General features: G+C 68.0%; 13 protein-coding genes and 1 tRNA gene. 5 read left to right on the top strand and 9 right to left on the bottom strand.

Annotation, left to right across the window (positions count from 1 at the left end):
* Positions 1-69 precede the first annotated feature (69 nt).
* From RM543_RS16085 to RM543_RS16095, 3 genes are all read right to left on the bottom strand, one after another.
* The gene (locus RM543_RS16085) at positions 70-1,491 is read right to left on the bottom strand and encodes an aldehyde dehydrogenase family protein (protein WP_311693476.1); all 1,422 of its coding nucleotides are present in this window, start codon (positions 1,489-1,491) and stop codon (positions 70-72) included.
* Between the two features lie 197 nt (positions 1,492-1,688).
* Complete coding sequence (gene argE, locus RM543_RS16090; protein ID WP_311693477.1) at positions 1,689-2,816, bottom strand: acetylornithine deacetylase; 1,128 nt, start codon at positions 2,814-2,816, stop codon at positions 1,689-1,691.
* 166 nt (positions 2,817-2,982) lie between these two features.
* Positions 2,983-3,537, bottom strand: a complete 555-nt coding sequence (locus RM543_RS16095; protein ID WP_311693479.1) for a superoxide dismutase family protein — start codon at positions 3,535-3,537, stop codon at positions 2,983-2,985.
* A 119-nt stretch (positions 3,538-3,656) separates the two neighbouring features.
* On the opposite strand from RM543_RS16095, the gene RM543_RS16100 reads away from it, so the two are divergent.
* The 3 genes from RM543_RS16100 to RM543_RS16110 all read left to right on the top strand — a co-directional run bounded on the left by RM543_RS16100 (position 3,657) and on the right by RM543_RS16110 (position 4,615).
* Positions 3,657-3,733, top strand: a tRNA-Arg gene (locus tag RM543_RS16100).
* A gap of 200 nt (positions 3,734-3,933) precedes the next feature.
* A complete protein-coding gene (locus tag RM543_RS16105; RefSeq protein WP_311693481.1) occupies positions 3,934-4,284 on the top strand; it encodes a VOC family protein in 351 nt (116 codons plus the stop codon).
* Positions 4,285-4,288: 4 nt separating this feature from the next.
* Positions 4,289-4,615 carry a DUF1801 domain-containing protein gene (locus RM543_RS16110; RefSeq protein ID WP_311693483.1) on the top strand — a complete coding sequence of 109 codons (327 nt, stop codon included), beginning with the start codon at positions 4,289-4,291 and terminating at the stop codon, positions 4,613-4,615.
* A gap of 85 nt (positions 4,616-4,700) precedes the next feature.
* On the opposite strand, the gene RM543_RS16115 is transcribed toward RM543_RS16110, so the two are convergent.
* Both RM543_RS16115 and RM543_RS16120 read right to left on the bottom strand, forming a co-directional pair.
* A complete protein-coding gene (locus tag RM543_RS16115) occupies positions 4,701-5,978 on the bottom strand; it encodes a glycerate kinase type-2 family protein (protein ID WP_311693486.1) in 1,278 nt (425 codons plus the stop codon).
* Positions 5,979-6,109: 131 nt separating this feature from the next.
* Positions 6,110-6,766, bottom strand: coding sequence for a TetR/AcrR family transcriptional regulator (locus RM543_RS16120; RefSeq protein ID WP_311693488.1), 657 nt, complete (start codon positions 6,764-6,766; stop codon positions 6,110-6,112).
* A 145-nt stretch (positions 6,767-6,911) separates the two neighbouring features.
* Here RM543_RS16120 and RM543_RS16125 point away from each other — a divergent pair, with 145 nt between their 5' ends.
* Both RM543_RS16125 and RM543_RS16130 read left to right on the top strand, forming a co-directional pair.
* Positions 6,912-8,288: an efflux RND transporter periplasmic adaptor subunit gene (locus tag RM543_RS16125; protein ID WP_311693490.1), complete on the top strand. Its 1,377-nt coding sequence runs from the start codon at positions 6,912-6,914 to the stop codon at positions 8,286-8,288.
* A 1-nt stretch (position 8,289) separates the two neighbouring features.
* The gene (locus RM543_RS16130) at positions 8,290-11,448 is read left to right on the top strand and encodes an efflux RND transporter permease subunit (RefSeq protein WP_311693492.1); all 3,159 of its coding nucleotides are present in this window, start codon (positions 8,290-8,292) and stop codon (positions 11,446-11,448) included.
* A gap of 127 nt (positions 11,449-11,575) precedes the next feature.
* On the opposite strand, the gene RM543_RS16135 is transcribed toward RM543_RS16130, so the two are convergent.
* The 4 genes from RM543_RS16135 to RM543_RS16150 form a co-directional block, all read right to left on the bottom strand.
* Entirely contained in the window at positions 11,576-12,721 is a 1,146-nt protein-coding gene (locus tag RM543_RS16135; protein WP_311693494.1) for an iron-containing alcohol dehydrogenase, read from the bottom strand.
* Positions 12,721-14,100, bottom strand: a complete 1,380-nt coding sequence (locus RM543_RS16140) for an aldehyde dehydrogenase family protein (protein WP_311693496.1) — start codon at positions 14,098-14,100, stop codon at positions 12,721-12,723. Before RM543_RS16140 ends, RM543_RS16135 begins: the two co-directional genes overlap by 1 nt.
* Before the next feature lie 3 nt (positions 14,101-14,103).
* Positions 14,104-15,468, bottom strand: a complete 1,365-nt coding sequence (locus tag RM543_RS16145; protein ID WP_311693497.1) for a glutamine synthetase family protein — start codon at positions 15,466-15,468, stop codon at positions 14,104-14,106.
* 78 nt (positions 15,469-15,546) lie between these two features.
* The gene (locus RM543_RS16150) at positions 15,547-16,587 is read right to left on the bottom strand and encodes a TRAP transporter substrate-binding protein (RefSeq protein ID WP_311693498.1); all 1,041 of its coding nucleotides are present in this window, start codon (positions 16,585-16,587) and stop codon (positions 15,547-15,549) included.
* Positions 16,588-16,589: the final 2 nt, after the last annotated feature.

The raw sequence follows: 16,589 nt of genomic DNA on the forward strand, positions 1-16,589 counted from the left end.
GTCTTTGCGGGGTAAACCGGGGGAGGCGTCGGTAGCCGCGCCTCCGCCCCGGTCCGTCGCAGCCGCGCGTCAGTAGCCGACGATGGACTTCACCTCGAGGTATTCCTCCAGGCCGAACATGCCGTATTCGCGGCCGTTGCCGGATTGCTTGTAGCCGCCGAAGGGGGCGTGGCCGTCCCAGGCGGGGTAATTGAGGTGAACTTGGCCCGCGCGGATCTGGGCGGCGACGCGGCGGGCGCGATCCTGATCGCCCGACTGGACATGGGCGCCGAGGCCGTAGCGGGTGTCGTTGGCAATGGCGATCGCCTCTTCCTCGCTGTCATAGGCGAGGATCGACAGGACCGGTCCGAAGATCTCCTCGCGCGCGATCCGCATCGACATGTCGACGTTCGAGAAGACCGTCGGGGCCACGAAATAGCCGTTGTTCAGTCCTTCCGGGCGCTCGGTGCCGCCGCAGACGAGCTTGGCGCCCTCGTCGATCCCCGCCTGGATGAGCTCGAGGACCTTTCCGTACTGCGCCTTGTTGGCGATGGGGCCGAGATCGGTGTCCGAGGAGGTCGGATCGCCGACCTTCAGGCCCGTGGCCGTGCGCTTCGCGATGTCCTCGACCTCGCCCAGCCGGGCGCGCGGCACTATCATCCGCGTCGGCGCGCTGCACGACTGGCCGCAATTGCGGTAGCCCGTGACCACGCCCTTGGAGACCGCGGTCTCGAAGTCGGCATCATCCAGGAGAATGTTCGGGGACTTGCCGCCCAGTTCCTGCACGACGCGCTTCACCGTCGGGGCCGCCGCCTGGGCGACGAGCACGCCAGCGCGGGTCGAGCCGGTGATCGAGACCATGTCGACCTCGGGATGTTCGGAGAGCGCCGCGCCCACGACCTCCCCCCGGCCCGTCACCATGTTGAAGACCCCCTCAGGCACGCCCGCATCGTGCACGACCTGCGCGAAGAGCGCCGCACTGAGCGGAGACAGCTCGCTCGGCTTCAGGACCATGGTGCAGCCGGCGGCAAGCGCCGGGGCGACCTTGGCGGTGATCTGGTAGAGCGGCCAGTTCCACGGGGTGATCAGCGCGCAGACCCCAATGGCCTGCCGGGCGATGGCCGTGGTGCCCTGCATCTTCAGGAACTCGTAGCTCTTCAGAACCTCGGCCTGCACCTTCACATGCGCCAGTCCGTTCGGCCCCTGCGAGGCTTCGGCGAAGGGGCGAGCGGCGCCCATCTCGGCGATGATCGCATCGACGAACTGATCCATCCGTTCCTCGATGAGACCCGCGATGCGCTCGATCAGGGCAATGCGATCCTCTACCGGGGTGCGGGAAAATTCGGGAAAGGCGCGGCGGGCGGCGGCAACGGCGGCTTCGACGTCCTCGGCGCGTCCGGAGGCGACCTCGGCCACCGGCGCTTCGGTGGCGGGATTGATCGCCGTCAGCCGTTCGGACCCCTGAAAGGCTTGCCAGGCTCCGTCGATGTAAAAGTCCCGTGCTGCGCTCATCTTGGTGATCCTTCCATCAGTTCGTCCGCCCGGAGGCGCCCGTGTCCCCCATGGGGTCCAGCCGTAGTCCAGCTTCGGCCGGAGAACAACGCCGGGGCCGCCCGCCGGCTCGTTGCAGGGCCTGCGCCTGGAGCGGCCGGGGGGGGGCGATCGCGTCCGGCGCCGCGCAACTGAGCGCTCCGGCGGCAGCAGGCGTCTCAGGGCGCCGCGGCGCGCAGGACCATGTCCGCTAGGAACGTCCGCGCCGCGTCCAGTTCGGCGCGCAGGACATATTCGTTGGCCTTGTGGGCCCGCGCAATGTCGCCGGGGCCGCAGATGACCGAGGGGATGCCGGCCTTCTGGTAGAGCCCGGCCTCCGTACCAAAGCTCACGGCGCCGAGGGAGGCCTTGCCGCTTGCCGCTTCCGCCGCACGGGTCATCGGGTGATCGGTGGGGAGGGTGAGGGCGGGGTAGGTCGCGACGACATCGTGCGCCGTCCCGAAGCCATCCGCCTCCAGCGCGGCGAGCTCATTGAGAACGGGCCTGACGAGGTCCATCGGCTCGACGCCGGGAATGGCGCGAACTTCCATCGCGAGGCGCGCTTCGGCCGGAATGATGTTCAGCGCCTGACCGCCGGAGATCGTACCGGCCTGCATGGTCGAGAAGGGCGGAGCGAAGGTGTGGTCCACCGGCCCGGCCTCGAGCGCCCCAGCCTCGCCCACGATGCGGGACAGGACCCGGGACAGGCCGTGGATCGCGTTCCGCCCCAGATCGGGACGGGAGGAATGGCCGGGCGTGCCGCGCACCGTGACCTCCACCGCGGCCTTGCCCTTGTGCCCGCGCACGGGAACGAGCCCGGTCGGCTCTCCGATCAGCGCGCCGAAGGGCCGGGCGCAGAGGGTCGGCAGTTCGGCGAGAAGATGCGGTACGCCGCGGCAGCCGATCTCCTCGTCGTAGGAGAGCGCGAGATGGACGGTCCGCGCCTCAGCGCTTTTCGCGAACTCGGGCGCAAGGGAGAGGAGGCAGGCGACGAAGCCCTGCATGTCGGAGGTGCCGCGCCCGTGAAGCTGTCCGTCGCTCTCCGTCAGTTCGAAGGGATCCGTGCGCCAGTCAGGCTCTTCTGCCGGAACGACGTCGAGATGGGCGGACAGGACGAGACCGGCGCGATCTCGGGGGCCGAAGCTGGCAAGGATGTTGCGCCGCCGGGGATCCGGGCCGGGGAGGACGGACACCTCCGCGCCGGCATCCTCGAGAAAGGCGGCGACCCAGCCGGTGATCTCGGTGTTGGGTCCGCCCGTGACGGCGCGAAAGGCCAGAAGCCTCCTGAGTATGTCTTCCGTGTTCATCCGGTTTAGTGCCACCCGGACCGTTCCAAGTGCAAGCGCCTGCGGCATGGCAGTCGGGGCGAGACCCCGCGCCCGGAAAAATGGCCGGCCCGAACACGACGCGTCCGGACCGGCCATTGCCAAGGCATCGTCCGCGACCGGCGGTCAGCGGCGCACCCCTCTTTCGTCATTCGGCGGGCATGTCTTCCACGGTCGCCGCTTCGATCACGCCGCAGGCGATGCGGTTGCCGGCGTCGCCGCTCGGCTGGCTGACATAGTCGTCGGGCCCGGAATGGACGATGAAGGCAGCACCATCGTCGTCCATGAGGTGCTCCATGACGTCCAGCCGCTCATTGAAGTACTCGACGTTCACGATGCCGTTCGACTGGACCGTGACATTGGGCATATCGCCCGGATGCGGACCACCCGCGGAGCGCACGCCATGCTCGGCATCCCCCGCGATATGTCCACCGGCCGAACTGAAGTCATCCGCCGAGCAATCCCCGGTCTCGTGGAAATGCACGCCGTGGACGCCTTCCGGGATGGATGTCAGGGCGATGGTGACGTGGGCGATGTCCGACTCGGTTTCCTGAACGTAGACGGAGCCGATATTCTCCCCGTCCTGGTTCATCACTTCGGCGGCGGCGATGGCGCGTTCAGTCAGCTCGTCGCCACTGTCCTGCGCGAAAGTGGGACCGGTGGCCAGAAGGGCGATGCCGGCGGCTGTCGCGAGTGTACGCATGGGAAGTCCTCCGTGTTTTCTCGCAAGGTCAACAAGGCGAGGGGCGGGGCGTTCCAACGTGATCGATCACGCTTCGCCCTTGCGGCGCCCGCCCCGTTTGGGAGAAAAGCGGCACGAGCGGTCCCATAGCTCAACTGGATAGAGCAGCCGACTTCTAATCGGCAGGTTCGGGGTTCGAGTCCTCGTGGGACCGCCAGCATGAAAATTGCGCCATAAAAATCAATTACTTATACCCCAGCATCGCAAGCGATCGGGGGCGGTTTGCAACGAACATGGTCCGCCGAGACGCTCGACGCGTATGTCGATCGACTTCCGCGAGAGACGACGGCGGAGGGTGTTGCCGCGACGCACGACCTTGTAGGATCTCGATCTCATGAGATGGTGGAAGGGGTGAACATGGCGGGCGCATCCAGCGACGACACGCTGAAGATCGACTACGTGGAGTTCGGCTCGTCGGACCTGCCAGCGACGCAAGCGTTCTTCGGCGACGTGTTCGGGTGGACGTTCACGGAGTACGGCGACCACTACCGGGACATCTCGGGGGCCGGACTGGGCGGCGGCGTCCACGACGAGGGAGCCGGTCCGCCGCTCGTGATCCTGAAGACGGACGATCTGGACGGGTCGCTCCGGAAGGTCCGCGAGGCGGGGGCGGAGATCACGCAAGGTATCTTCGAGTTCCCCGGCGGGCGGCGCTTCCATTTCACCGCTCCGGGCGGTGTGAAGCTCGCCGTCTGGACGGAAGACTGATTGCATGACCGCGCTGAGCAGGCCCGAAGTGGACGCGATCGACGAGACGATCCGCCTCCTCATCGAGGACATCGCGCCCGACGCTCGCTACGCACCGAAATACGGCGGCGACGTGATCCTCCCCGATCCTGACAGCGACGACTTCATCGGCGGCATCTTCGCCTACGCCGGGCATGTCTCGTTGGAGTTCTCGCACGGCGCCTCCTTCCGCGACCCGGACGGTCATCTTGAAGGCAAGGGCAAGAGCCGGCGCCACCTCAAGTTCCGCGAGCGTGGAGACGTGGAGGCGAAAGACACGAGGGGTTTCCTCGAACAGGCGCTCGGACTGTAGCCGCACGGCGTTCCGGCGAGAACATTCCTCCGGCCATGGGCCGAAGAGAGAAGACATCCGATTTTGCGGAAGAGGGGCGGCCCGTTCAAGCGGGGCGCAGGCCGGCAATAAAGACCTGCACGTCCGCCACGTTCGTTCCGGTGGGCCGCTGCGGGATCAGATCGCCCGAGGCCTCGAGGGCATGGTAGCTGTCGCTCCTGCCGAGGAACGTTTCCGCCTCCAGCCCCGCCGCAAGGAGCCGGTCCAGCGTTTCGTCGTCCACACAGGCGCCCGCGGCGTCGGTCGGTCCGTCACGTCCGTCCGTGCCGCCGCTGAGGAAGGCCCAAGGGCCGGCGACGCCGCGCCGCTTCGCCTCGAGTGCGACGCGGAGGGCAAGTTCCTGGTTGCGCCCGCCGAGACCGCGGCCGCGTAGCCTGACCGTCGTCTCCCCGCCGAAGATCAGCACGGGCGCGGCGGGGGAGGCCAGATGCGCGTCGACGATGAACGTCGCCGCGTCCTCCACCGGCCCGATCAGCTCTTCCGACACGATGTCGGCCTTCCCGTCCGCCGCCTCCCGCATGGCAAGAAGGCTCATCCGGTTGCTGCCGATGAGCTGCACCTCGTTTGCGGACGCCGGAGCAGGGCGAGTCCCGGAGCGCAGGACGTCTTTCACGGACGAGGGCACGGACGCCCAGATGCCGAGGGCCTTCAGCGTCTCGATGGCTTCGGCCGGTGTTCCGATGGGGGCGACGGTCGGACCGCTGGCCACCACGCGAAGGTCGTCTCCGATGACGTCCGAGAGGATCAGGCTTCGGGTGGACGCGGGCGCCGCCAGGGCCGCAAGCCCGCCGCCCTTGAGCCGGGAGAGGCACTGGCGCACGAGATTGGTCTGCCGGATATCCGCGCCGCATCCCAGAAGGAGGCGGTTCACCTCCGCCTTCTCAGGCAGCCCGATCCCCTCCACCGGCGCGGGGAGAAGCGCTGAGCCGCCGCCGCTGATGAGGCACAGAACGACGTCGTCCCGTCCGGCGCCCTTCGCGATCCGTTCGACGTCGAGCGCCGCCGCCAGCCCCGCCTCATCGGGAACGGGATGGCCCGCGAGGAAGACCCGAACGCCCGCGATCTCGGTGTCGTTCTCGTAGTTCGTGACGATCAGGCGCTCGCCCGGCGCCCCGGCCGGCAGCTTGTCCAGCGCTGCGCGCATCATCGGTCCCGCGGCCTTGCCGACGGCGATCACGTGGCAGGCGCCGCCCGCAGGCAACTCGACCGGGCTCGCACCCAGCGCCGCGCTGACCGCGAGATCCGGCCGGGCGGCGTCGATGGCGCTGTCGTAGAGAGCCATGGCCCGGTCGCGCAGGGCGGCACGGTCAGCGGGGTCGGTCATGTCGGAAGTTCCATGATGAGCGGCGGTCAGCCTAAATAGCGCAGTCCCGCGGTGCGGTTGCAAGGGCGGTGGCCGGGGACGGCGAGCTGAGGACGGCAGGCCCGGCCCCACCGGTCGCAAGGGCGGGCATGTCAGGCGTCCGCCCCGCCCTCGTCCCTGATGCCGGCCAGGAAGACCCGCAGGCCCAGGTCGAACCGTGCGCGGAGTTGCGGAAGATCGGGCAGGCGGCACCGGTCGAGCAGCATCTCGACGGCGGACACCTGGACCATGTCCCTCAGGAGCGACGCGGCGGCGTGGGTATCCATCCGCGGGATCTCGCCGCGCGCCACGGCCCGGTCGAGTTCGGTGCGGATCATGCGGCGGACGGCCTCGGGGCCGCGCTCCGAACACAGGCGGGCAAGGGGAGATTCGGATCCCGCATTCGCGATCCCGGCGCGCAGGACCTCGAGCGGCAGGCCGGAGAGCGGGAATTCCGGACGCGGCTCCAGCATCCTGCGCAGCCGCTCCTCGAGCGGCAGGTCCGTATCGCCGGGCGACAGGGGGCGCAGGAAGACGTTCCGGAGGCGATCGAGATAGGCCGAGATCAGCTCGTCCTGGCTGCGGAAGAGATCGTAGAGCGTGCGTTTCGACATGCCCGCGCGGGCGGCGACCGCCGTCATCGTCAGCCCGTCCATGCCGCTCGTCTCGAAGACCTCGCCCACGGCGCCGAGGACGATATCGCGCCTGTCCTCGGCCGACAGGACCACCGGTCGCCCACGTCTGCGGCGAATGCTGGCGTCCTCGCTCAATTTTTCTCCTCCCCTGATGCCGCCGTGCAGCAATGCACCATAGCTGCGCGGATGCGGCATTTACAAAACTCCACGGTTTTGTAATGAGCCGCTGTCTGGGCGGCAAGGTCTGCTCCGCTTCATCTCGTTCAACAGGAGCTTCTCCATGTCCCGTCCGGCACTGTTCGCGCGATCGGCCCTCGTCCTGTTTCTCGCGGTCACCGCCGCCGCGGCCCCGGCGCAGGAGGGGCGCCCGCCCGCCGTCGTCACCGTCGAGACGATGCAGGCCCAAGACGTGGTCCTCACCTCGACGCTTCCGGGCCGCGTCCGCGCCTCGGCGCAGGCGGAGGTCAGGCCTCAGGTGAGCGGCATCATCATCGAGCGGCTGTTCGAGGAAGGGACGCATGTCGAAGAGGGGGACGTGCTCTACCGGATCGACCGCGCGACCTACGAAGCGGCGCTCGCCTCGGCCGAGGCCTCCGTAGCCCAGGCGGAAGCTCAGCTCAGGGCCGCCGAGCGAGAGGCGGACCGGATGCAGACGCTGTCCGAACGAGGGATTTCCAGCCAGTCGAACGAGGACGCGGCGGTCTCCACCCGGGACGGCGCAATCGCCCAGCTCAAGATGGCGGAGGCGCAGCTCAGCTCCGCGCGCATCGACCTCGACCGCACGGATGTACGCGCCCGGATCGCCGGCGAGGTGGGCTTCTCCCTTGCGAGCGTCGGCGAACTCGTCACCGGCAGCCAGGCGAACCCGCTGACCACGATCCGCAAACTCGATCCGGTCGATGTTGACGTGACCCAGTCCGCGGCGGATCTCATTAACTGGCGGCGCGATGCGGCGCAGGGCGGCACTCCCGGAACCGGCCAGGAGGCCACGCTGACGCTCGCCGACGGCAGCTCCTTCGACCAGTCGGGCACCCTGCGCGCTGCCGAGCCCCATGTGGACGAGCAGACGGGCGTGATCGTCCTGCGCATGTCCTTCGACAATCCGGACGGTCTGCTCCTGCCCGGGATGTACGTTCAGGTCGAGATGCCCACCGCCACCGCCGAGGACGTGTTCCTCGTCCCGCAGGAAGGCGTCACGCGGGACCGTCGCGGCAACCCGCTCGCGCTCGTCGTGAACGACGAGAACACGGTCGAGCAGCGCCCCCTGACGATCCTGCAGGATCTCGGTTCGGACTGGGTGGTCACGGGCGGACTGGCTTCCGGCGACCGGGTGATCGTCGCGGGCTCCCAGAACACCGCGCCCGGCGGGACCGTCACGCCGCAGGAGCGCGGCGCTGAGGACGGCACGGCCGGCGCCGGCGACGAGGCCCCGGACGGCGAAGCCCCTGCGAGTGAAGCCCCTGTGGGCGACGCCGCGGAAGCAGCCGCCGAGGGCGACGCCGCGGACGAGGAAGCGGCGCCTTCGCAAGGCGCCGAGGCCGCGCCCGCAGGGGCGCCCGACCTTGATGTGGCGCCCGCGGACGCCGAGTCCGATGCCGCTCCCGGTGCCGCCGCGGGCAGCGACGATCCCGAAGCCTCCGGCGACGAAAGCGAATAACATGTCCCGCTTCTTCATCGACCGTCCCGTCTTCGCCTGGGTGATCTCGATCCTCATCATGGGGATCGGGTTCCTTGCGGTGACGACCCTTCCCATCGCCCAGTATCCCCAGATCGCGCCCCCGAGCGTCAGTGTCTCGGCGTCCTATCCAGGCGCCTCGGCGCAGACCGTGGCCAACACGGTGACGCAGGTCATCGAACAGCAGATGACCGGGCTGGACGGGCTGCGCTACATCTCCTCGAACTCCTCCTCCGCCGGCACGACGAGCGTGTCCCTGACCTTCGAAACGGGCACCGACCCGGACATCGCGCAGGTGCAGGTGCAGAACAAGCTAAGCCAGGCGACGCCGCTCCTGCCGGAACCGGTGCAGCGGCAGGGTGTCCGGGTGCAGAAATCGTCCGCCGGTTTCCTCATGGTCCTGTCGCTCATCTCGGAGGACGGCACGTTCGACCAGGCGGATCTCGGCGATTACCTCTCGACCAACCTCGTGGACGAGCTGAGCCGCATCGAGGGGGTCGGCAGCGTGCAGGTCTTCGGCGGGCAATATGCCATGCGGATCTGGCTCGATCCCGCCAAGCTCGCAGCCTTCGAGCTGACGCCGAGCGATGTCGTCGCGGCGGTCAGCGCCGAAAACTCGCAGATCTCCGCCGGCGCCTTCGGCACCCGTCCCGCACCCGAAGGGCAGATGCTCAACGCCACGATCACGGCGCAGTCGCTCCTGAGCACGCCGGAGGATTTCCGGCAGATCGTGCTGCGCTCAAATGTGAACGGCGGCCTCGTGCTTCTCGACGATGTCGCGGAGGTGGCGATCGGCTCGGAAAGCTACGCCTTCGAATCCCGCTACAACGGGCAGCCCTCGGCGGGCATGGCCGTCAGCCTTGCGCCCGGGGCCAATGCCCTCGACGTGTCCGAGGCCGTCAAGGAGCGGATGGAAGAGTTCGCCGAGTTCTTCCCCGAGGGCATGGACTACGTCATCCCCTTCGATACGACGCCGTTCGTCGAGATCTCCATCGAGGAGGTGGTCCACACGCTGGTCGAGGCCATCGTCCTCGTCTTCTTCGTGATGCTCCTCTTCCTTCAGAACCTGCGCGCCACCCTCATTCCGACGCTGGCCGTGCCGGTCGTCATCCTCGGCACGTTCGGCATCCTCGCCGTGGCCGGATACAGCATCAACACGCTGACGATGCTGGCCCTCGTGCTCGCGATCGGCCTTCTCGTCGACGATGCGATCGTCGTGGTCGAGAATGTCGAGCGGGTCATGGAAGAGGAGGGGCTCTCCCCCCGCGAGGCCACGCGCAAGTCGATGGGCCAGATCACCGGTGCGCTGATCGGGATCGCGATGGTCCTGTCGGCGGTGTTCGTGCCGATGGCGTTCTTCGGCGGCTCGACCGGCGTCATCTACCAGCAATTCGCGATCACGATCGTGTCCGCCATGGTGTTGTCCGTGGTCGTCGCGCTGACCCTGACCCCGGCGCTCTGCGCCACCCTTCTGAAACCCGGTCACGGCGCCGCGAAACGCGGGCCCTTCGGCTGGTTCAACAAGGGGTTCAACGGCGTCATGCGCGGATACGGCAGCATGGTGGGCTGGATCACGCGGCATCGCATCATCTCGGGCCTGGCCTATGTCGGCATCGCGGTCGCGATGGTCCTGATGTTCCTGCGGACCCCGACGGGGTTCCTGCCCGAGGAAGACCAGGGCGTCCTCTTCACCATCGTGCAGCTTCCCACCGGGGCGACGCTGGACCGCACGCTCGACGTCGTCGGCCAGATCGAGGACCACTATCTTCAGAACGAAGGCGAGAACGTGCAGTCCGTCTTCGGCGTGGCGGGCTTCGGCTTCGGCGGGCAGGGCCAGAACATGGCGCTCGCCTTCGTGCGGCTGAAGGACTGGGAGGAGCGTCCCTCGCCGGCCCAGAGCGCACAGGCCATCGCGGGGCGCGCCTTCGGGGCGTTCAGCCAGATCAACGACGCCATGGTCTTCCCGATCGTACCGCCGGCGATTCCCGAGCTCGGCAACGCCTCGGGCTTCGACTTCTACCTCCAGGCGCGTGGCGGGCAGACCCATGACGAGCTTCTGCAGGCCCGCAACGGCATGCTTGGCCTCCTTGCGCAAAGTCCGATGATCGCCTCCGCGCGGCCGAACGGACTGGAGGATGCCGCCCAGTTCAACCTCGACATCGACTGGCGCAAGGCCGGCGCGATGGGCCTCTCCGCGAGCGACGTCAGCAATCTGCTCTCCGTCGCCTGGGCTGGGCGCTACGTGAACGATTTCGTCGATGCCGGCCGGATCAAGCGTGTCTACGTGCAGGGCCGGGCGGACTCGCGGGCAACGCCGTCGGACCTCGACCAGTGGCGGGTGCGCAATTCGTCGGGCGGCCTCGTGCCCTTCGGCAACTTCGCCGAGGGCAACTGGCAGCAGGGTCCGCAAGGCGTCTATCGTTACGACGGTTTCCCGGCGATGCAGCTTCAGGGGGATCCCGCGCCCGGCGTGACCTCCGGCGAGGCGCTGGCGGAGATCGAGCGCCTGGCGGAACAGCTTCCCGGCTTCGAGGTCGCCTTCACCGGCCTTTCGCTCGAGGAGCAGGAATCGGGCAGCCAGGCCCCGCTGCTCTACGCGCTGTCGCTGGCGGCGGTGTTCCTGTCCCTTGCCGCGCTCTACGAGAGCTGGACCATCCCCTTCGCCGTCATGCTCGCGATGCCCATCGGCGTTCTGGGGGCGCTCATCGGCGCATGGCTCGGAGGGTACGAGAACGGCGTCTTCTTCCAGGTCGGCCTCCTGACGGTCATCGGCCTGACCGGCAAGAACGCGATCCTGATCGTCGAGTTCGCGCGCGAGAGGATGAACGGCGGCGAGACCCTGATGGTCGCGACCCGGGAAGCCTCGGTCCAGAGGTTCCGGCCGATCATCATGACCTCCATGGCCTTCTCGCTCGGCGTGCTGCCGCTGGTGATCAGCACCGGGGCCGGCGCCGGGGGCCGCAACGCCATCGGCGCGGGCGTTCTGGGCGGCACGCTGTCCTCCACGATCTTCGGCGTGCTTCTCGTGCCGCTCTTCTTCGTGGTGGTGATGAGCCTCTTCGGACGCCGACAGGTGCGGGAGGCCGAGGCGCGGGCAGAGGCGGCGTCCTCCGAGCCAAGGCTCGCCACTGCCGCCGAGTGAACGCGCGGGAGTGCTGGAATAAAGGAGCGCCGCCCGAGGGGGCGGCGCTCCTTTCGTTTGGTGCATGGTCTCCGGCCGGGGCAGATGCGCGGTTCGAACAGAGCGTCGCTCCCGTCCCGGGGCGGTGTCAGATCGCCGCCTCGAACAGCGCCCGCATGTTTGCCTCCGTCAGTTCCACCGGGTTGCCTCCGCAGGACGGATCGCGGAGGGCCATCGCGACGAGATCGTCGATACGGTCGCCCGTCGCGCCGAGGTCGCTCAGCTTCCCCGGAATGGCAAAGCGCGCGTTGAAGTCGTCCACGAACTTGCGGAACCCGTCGAAGCCGCCGTCGATCCCGAGATATCCCGCGGCGCGGTCGAAGCGTTCGGCAATGACCGGGGCGTTCAACTCCAGAACGGCGGGCATGCAGACGGCATTCGTGGTGCCGTGGTGGGTGCCCCAGATGGCGCCGACGGGATGGCTCATCGCATGGATCGCGCCGAGGCCCTTCTGGAAGGCCGTGGCCCCCATCGCGGCGGCGGACATCATGTTCGCCCGCGCCTCGATGTCGCCCGGCGTGTCGTAGGCACGCGGCAGGTTCTCGATCACGAGCCGCATCCCCTCGAGCGCGATGCCATGGCTCATCGGGTGGTAATGCGGTGAGGAGAAGGCCTCCACGCAATGGGCGAAGGCGTCCAGGCCGGTCCCGGCGGTGATCGCCTTCGGCATTCCGACGGTCAGCTCGGGGTCCGCGATCACGATGGCCGGCAGCACCTTGGGGTGGAAGATGATCTTCTTCTCGTGCGTCGCCGAATTGGTGATGACGCTGGCGCGGCCGACCTCCGAGCCGGTCCCGGCGGTGGTGGGAACGGCGATGTTGGGCGCGATGGCGTCCGCGTCGGCGCGGGTCCACCAATCGCCGATATCCTCGAAATCCCAGACGGGCCGGGTCTGGCCGGCCATGAAGGCGACCATCTTGCCAAGGTCGAGGCCGGAGCCGCCGCCGAAGGCGATGACGCCGTCATGGCCGCCGTCGCGGTAGGCCTTCACGCCTGCCGCGAGGTTCTTCTCGTTCGGGTTCGGATCGACCTCCGAGAAGATCGCACGCCCGAGGCCTGCCGTGTCGAGGATCTCCAGCGCGCGCTCGGTGATCTCGAGCCCGGCAAGCCCCTTGTCGGTGACAAGAAGCGGGCGGGTGATCCCGGCGGCCGTGCAGGCGCCCGGCAGCTCCGCGATGCGGCCGGCGCCGAAACGGATCGAGGTGGGGTAGGACCAGTTGGCGGTTGGGCTCATCAGGACGACTTCTTCAGGTGGTAGGATTTGGGGCGGGTGAGCGCCTGGATGCCGAGGATGGAGAGGCCCGCGCCGCGGCCGGTATCCTTGCAGCCGGTCCAGCAGAGGGCGGGGTCGAGGTAATCGGCGCGGTTCATGAATAGGGTCCCGGTCTCGATCCGGTCGCCGAGGTCGGCGGCGCGGTCCAGGTCGCGGGTCCAGATGCTGGCGGTGAGGCCGAAGCGGCTGTCGTTCATCAGCCGGACCGCTTCATCGTCGTCCTTGACCGGCATGATGCCGACGACGGGACCGAAGCTCTCCTCCCGCATCACGTCCATGTCGTGGGTGACGCCGGTCAGGACCTGCGGCGTGAGGTAGGCGCCGCCATCGTCCGCCGGCGAGGTCTCGAGATGCGCCGTCGCGCCCTCCGCCACGGCCTTGTCGATCTGCTCCCGCACGGTCCGGGCGAAGCGGACGTTCGCCATCGGGCCGATCGTCGTTTCGGGATCGAGCGGATCGCCGAGCTTCAGAGCCTTGGCCCAGGTCACCGCCTTCTCGACGAACGCGTCATAGAGGCTTTCGTGGACGTAGATGCGTTCGATCCCGCAGCAGCACTGGCCGGCATTGAACATCGCGCCGTCCATCAGCCCGTCCACCGCCGCGTCCAGATCGGCATCCTCGCGCACATAGCCCGGATCCTTGCCGCCGAGCTCGGTCGAGACGGGCGTAAAGGTCCCCGCAGCCGCCTTCTCCATCGCCTGGCCACCACCGACGGATCCGGTGAAGTTCACGAAGTCCACCGCGCGGGCGGAAATGAGGGCGCTGGTCGTATCGTGGTCCATGAAGATGTTCTGGAACACGTCCTCCGGGATGCCGACGGAGTGGAAGGCCCGTGCCATCCGCTCGCCCACGAGGAGCGTCTGCGTGGCGTGCTTCAGTAGGACGGTGTTGCCGGCGATGAGGGCAGGCGCGACGGTATTGATCGCGGTCATCCAGGGGTAGTTCCAGGGCGCGACGACGAGGACGACCCCCCAGGGCAGGCGGCGGATGTAGCGGCGGGAGGTGTCATCGTCCCCCACCTCGATATCCGCCAGGGCCGCCTCGGCGATGTCCGCCATGTGGCCGCCGCGCTCACGGAAGCCGCCGAACTCGCCGCCGTAGCGCACCGGGCGGCCCATCATCCGCGCCAGCTCCTCGACGATTTCGTCGTTCATCTCCCCCACGGCCTCGATCCCCGCGCGCACGAGGGCCGCGCGCTCGGCGATGGACCGCGCCGCCCAGTCCGTCTGAGCGGTGCGGGCACGGGCAGCGGCGTCCCGTGCGGCCTCGGGCGAGAGCGTCTCCCGTTCGGCAAGGATCGATCCGTCGATCGGTGAGACGCATGTCAGCTTGGTCGTCATAAGTCAGGCTCCCTCGAACCCGCGCGCGAGCTCCCAATCGGTCACGGCGCGGTCGTATTCCTCTTGTTCCCATGTTCCGCAGCGGACGTAGTGGTCGACCACGGCATCGCCAAAGGCTTCGCGCAACATGGTCGAGGTCCGCAAGGTCTCGATCGCGTCGCGCAGGGTGCGCGGGATCTCCTCGACGTCGTCCTCCGCATAGGCGTCCCCCTCGTAGGGGCGCGGCAGCGTCAGCTTTTCCTCGATGCCGCGGAGGCCGGCCGCGATCAGCGCGGCCTGCGCGAGGTAGGGGTTCATGTCGGACCCGCCGGTGCGGCACTCGATCCGGACGCCCCGGGTTCCCTCGCCGCAGAGGCGGAAGGCGGCGGTGCGGTTGTCCACCGACCACACGGCCTTGGTCGGCGCGAAGGTGCCTGGGGCGAAGCGCTTGTAGCTGTTGACGTAGGGCGCGAGGAAGAAGGTGTAGTCCCGCGCGTAGGCCAGAAGCCCCGCCACGAACATGCGCATCAGCTCCGACATGCCATGGGCGTCCGCCTCGTCGAAGAACGCCGCCTCGCCGTCTTTCCAGAGCGACAGGTGGACGTGACTGGAGGAGCCGACCTTGTCCGGCGCCCATTTCGGCAGGAAGCTCGCGGAGCAGCCGTTCTGCCACGCGATCTCCTTCGTCGCTTGCTTGGCGATGGTGTGATGGTCCGCGCAGTCGAGCGCCGACGCGTAGCGGATGTTGAGCTCCTGCTGGCCGATTTCCGCCTCACCCTTGGTGCACTCCACCGGGATGCCGGCGGCCACGAGGTGGTTTCGCAGGGGCCGCATCACGGCCTCCTCCTTGGTCGTCTGGAAGAGGTTGTAGTCCTCGTTGAAGCCGTTGAAGGGGACGAGGTCGCGATACCCGCTCTTCTGGAGCGTGCGGTAGTCGCCCTGGAACAGGAAGAACTCCAGCTCCGTCGCCATCGCGGCATCGAGGCCCATCTCGGCGAGCCGCGCGACCTGCGCCTTCAGCATCTCCCGCGGGGCATGGGGGACGGGCGCGTGGTCGTGGTGATCGAGCAGGTCACCGAGGACCAGCGCGGTTCCCTCCAGCCAGGGCACGAGACGGAGCGTCGAGAGGTCCGGCTTCAGCACGTAATCGCCGTATCCCGTCCGCCAGCTCGTGGAAGCGTAGCCGTCCGGCGTGGACATGACGAGGTCGGTGGCGAGGAGGTAATTGCAGCAATGCGTCTCCTCGTGGGCATGGTCGATGAAGTTCGAGACGTGGAACCGCTTGCCCATCAGGCGCCCCTGCATGTCCACCATGGCGGCGAGGACGGTGTCGATCTCCCCGGCCTCGGCCTTTTTCTTGAGGGCGTCGAATGTCAGGTTTCCGGGCATCTGGATCGGTCCTTGGGGGTACGTGCGCGGGGAAAGGGACGGCCCGGATCTGACCGGACCGCCCCCTCATGCTCTGGCTCAGCCGTTGGTGTAGGGAGGGCCGGCCTGGTTGATGATGTCGTTGTACTCGCGGAAGATCGAGACGACCTTCTGGTGCACCTCGCCCTCCTCGGCGATCTCGTCCCAGAACTCCTTGGCCGCGTTCTCGACCTCGGCCCATTCCTCGGCCGGAACGGTGCGCAGCTCGAGCTTCTCGCCGGTCGCCCTGAGCCGCGCCTCGCCGCCCCAGTACCACTGGTTGCGGTAGGTGTGGCCGGCCTCGATCGCGGCCATGACCAGCTCCTTAAGATGATCGGGCAGTTCCGACCACCGCTCCTGGTTGACGAAGAAGGAGCCGATCCACGCGCCCGAGATGTTGTTGGTCAGGAAGTAGTCGGTCACGTCCGCCCAGCCGACGGTATAATCCTCGGTGATGCCGGACCACGCCATGCCGTCGAGCTCGCCCGTCTGAACGGCAACCTCGGCGTCCTCGTAGGGAATGTTCACCGGCACCACACCGAAGCGGGACAGGAAGCGCCCGGCCGTCGGGAAGGTGTAGAGCTTCAGCCCGTCCAGATCGGAGACCGACGTGATTTCCCGCGTCGTGTTGAAGTTGCAGGGATCCTGTCCGGCGGCCGAGAGCCACTTCACGCCGACCTTCGAATATTCCTCGTCCCAGATCTCCTTCAGACCATACTGGTTGAAGAGCACCGGCACGTCGAGGATGTGCTTGGTCGCGAACGGGAAGTAGCCGCCGAAGACCCGGAGCGGGGTCGGCGAGGCCATGCTGTCGTCATCGGAGTGCACGGCATCGATCGTCCCGCGCTGAAGTGCCTGGAAGAGTTCGCCCGTGGGCACGATCTGGTCGGCATAGAACAGCTCGATCTCCATCTCGCCGTTCGAGGCGGCATTGATGTAGTCGATGATGGGCTTCGTGACCTGCTCGCCGAGGGCGGCACCGGCATAGGTCTGGAAGCGCCAGCGGATCGGCTCCTGCGCCCGCGCGATAGAGGGTGCGGCGAGGGTCGCGGGGCCGGCAACGGCCGCGGTCTGGAGGAACTTGCGTCTCGTGGTCGTCATCT

It is taken from the genome of Tropicimonas omnivorans, assembly GCF_031846565.1.
GTDB lineage: Bacteria > Pseudomonadota > Alphaproteobacteria > Rhodobacterales > Rhodobacteraceae > Tropicimonas_B > Tropicimonas_B omnivorans.

What these genes read in the sequence shown, in the direction of transcription:
- RM543_RS16085 (WP_311693476.1), bottom strand. Translation starts at nt 1,491, where the DNA reads ATGAGCGCAGCACGGGACTTTTACATCGACGGAGCCTGGCAAGCCTTT.
- argE (WP_311693477.1), bottom strand. Translation starts at nt 2,816, where the DNA reads ATGAACACGGAAGACATACTCAGGAGGCTTCTGGCCTTTCGCGCCGTC.
- RM543_RS16095 (WP_311693479.1), bottom strand. Translation starts at nt 3,537, where the DNA reads ATGCGTACACTCGCGACAGCCGCCGGCATCGCCCTTCTGGCCACCGGT.
- RM543_RS16105 (WP_311693481.1), top strand. Translation starts at nt 3,934, where the DNA reads ATGGCGGGCGCATCCAGCGACGACACGCTGAAGATCGACTACGTGGAG.
- RM543_RS16110 (WP_311693483.1), top strand. Translation starts at nt 4,289, where the DNA reads ATGACCGCGCTGAGCAGGCCCGAAGTGGACGCGATCGACGAGACGATC.
- RM543_RS16115 (WP_311693486.1), bottom strand. Translation starts at nt 5,978, where the DNA reads ATGACCGACCCCGCTGACCGTGCCGCCCTGCGCGACCGGGCCATGGCT.
- RM543_RS16125 (WP_311693490.1), top strand. Translation starts at nt 6,912, where the DNA reads ATGTCCCGTCCGGCACTGTTCGCGCGATCGGCCCTCGTCCTGTTTCTC.
- RM543_RS16130 (WP_311693492.1), top strand. Translation starts at nt 8,290, where the DNA reads ATGTCCCGCTTCTTCATCGACCGTCCCGTCTTCGCCTGGGTGATCTCG.
- RM543_RS16135 (WP_311693494.1), bottom strand. Translation starts at nt 12,721, where the DNA reads ATGAGCCCAACCGCCAACTGGTCCTACCCCACCTCGATCCGTTTCGGC.
- RM543_RS16140 (WP_311693496.1), bottom strand. Translation starts at nt 14,100, where the DNA reads ATGACGACCAAGCTGACATGCGTCTCACCGATCGACGGATCGATCCTT.
- RM543_RS16145 (WP_311693497.1), bottom strand. Translation starts at nt 15,468, where the DNA reads ATGCCCGGAAACCTGACATTCGACGCCCTCAAGAAAAAGGCCGAGGCC.
- RM543_RS16150 (WP_311693498.1), bottom strand. Translation starts at nt 16,587, where the DNA reads ATGACGACCACGAGACGCAAGTTCCTCCAGACCGCGGCCGTTGCCGGC.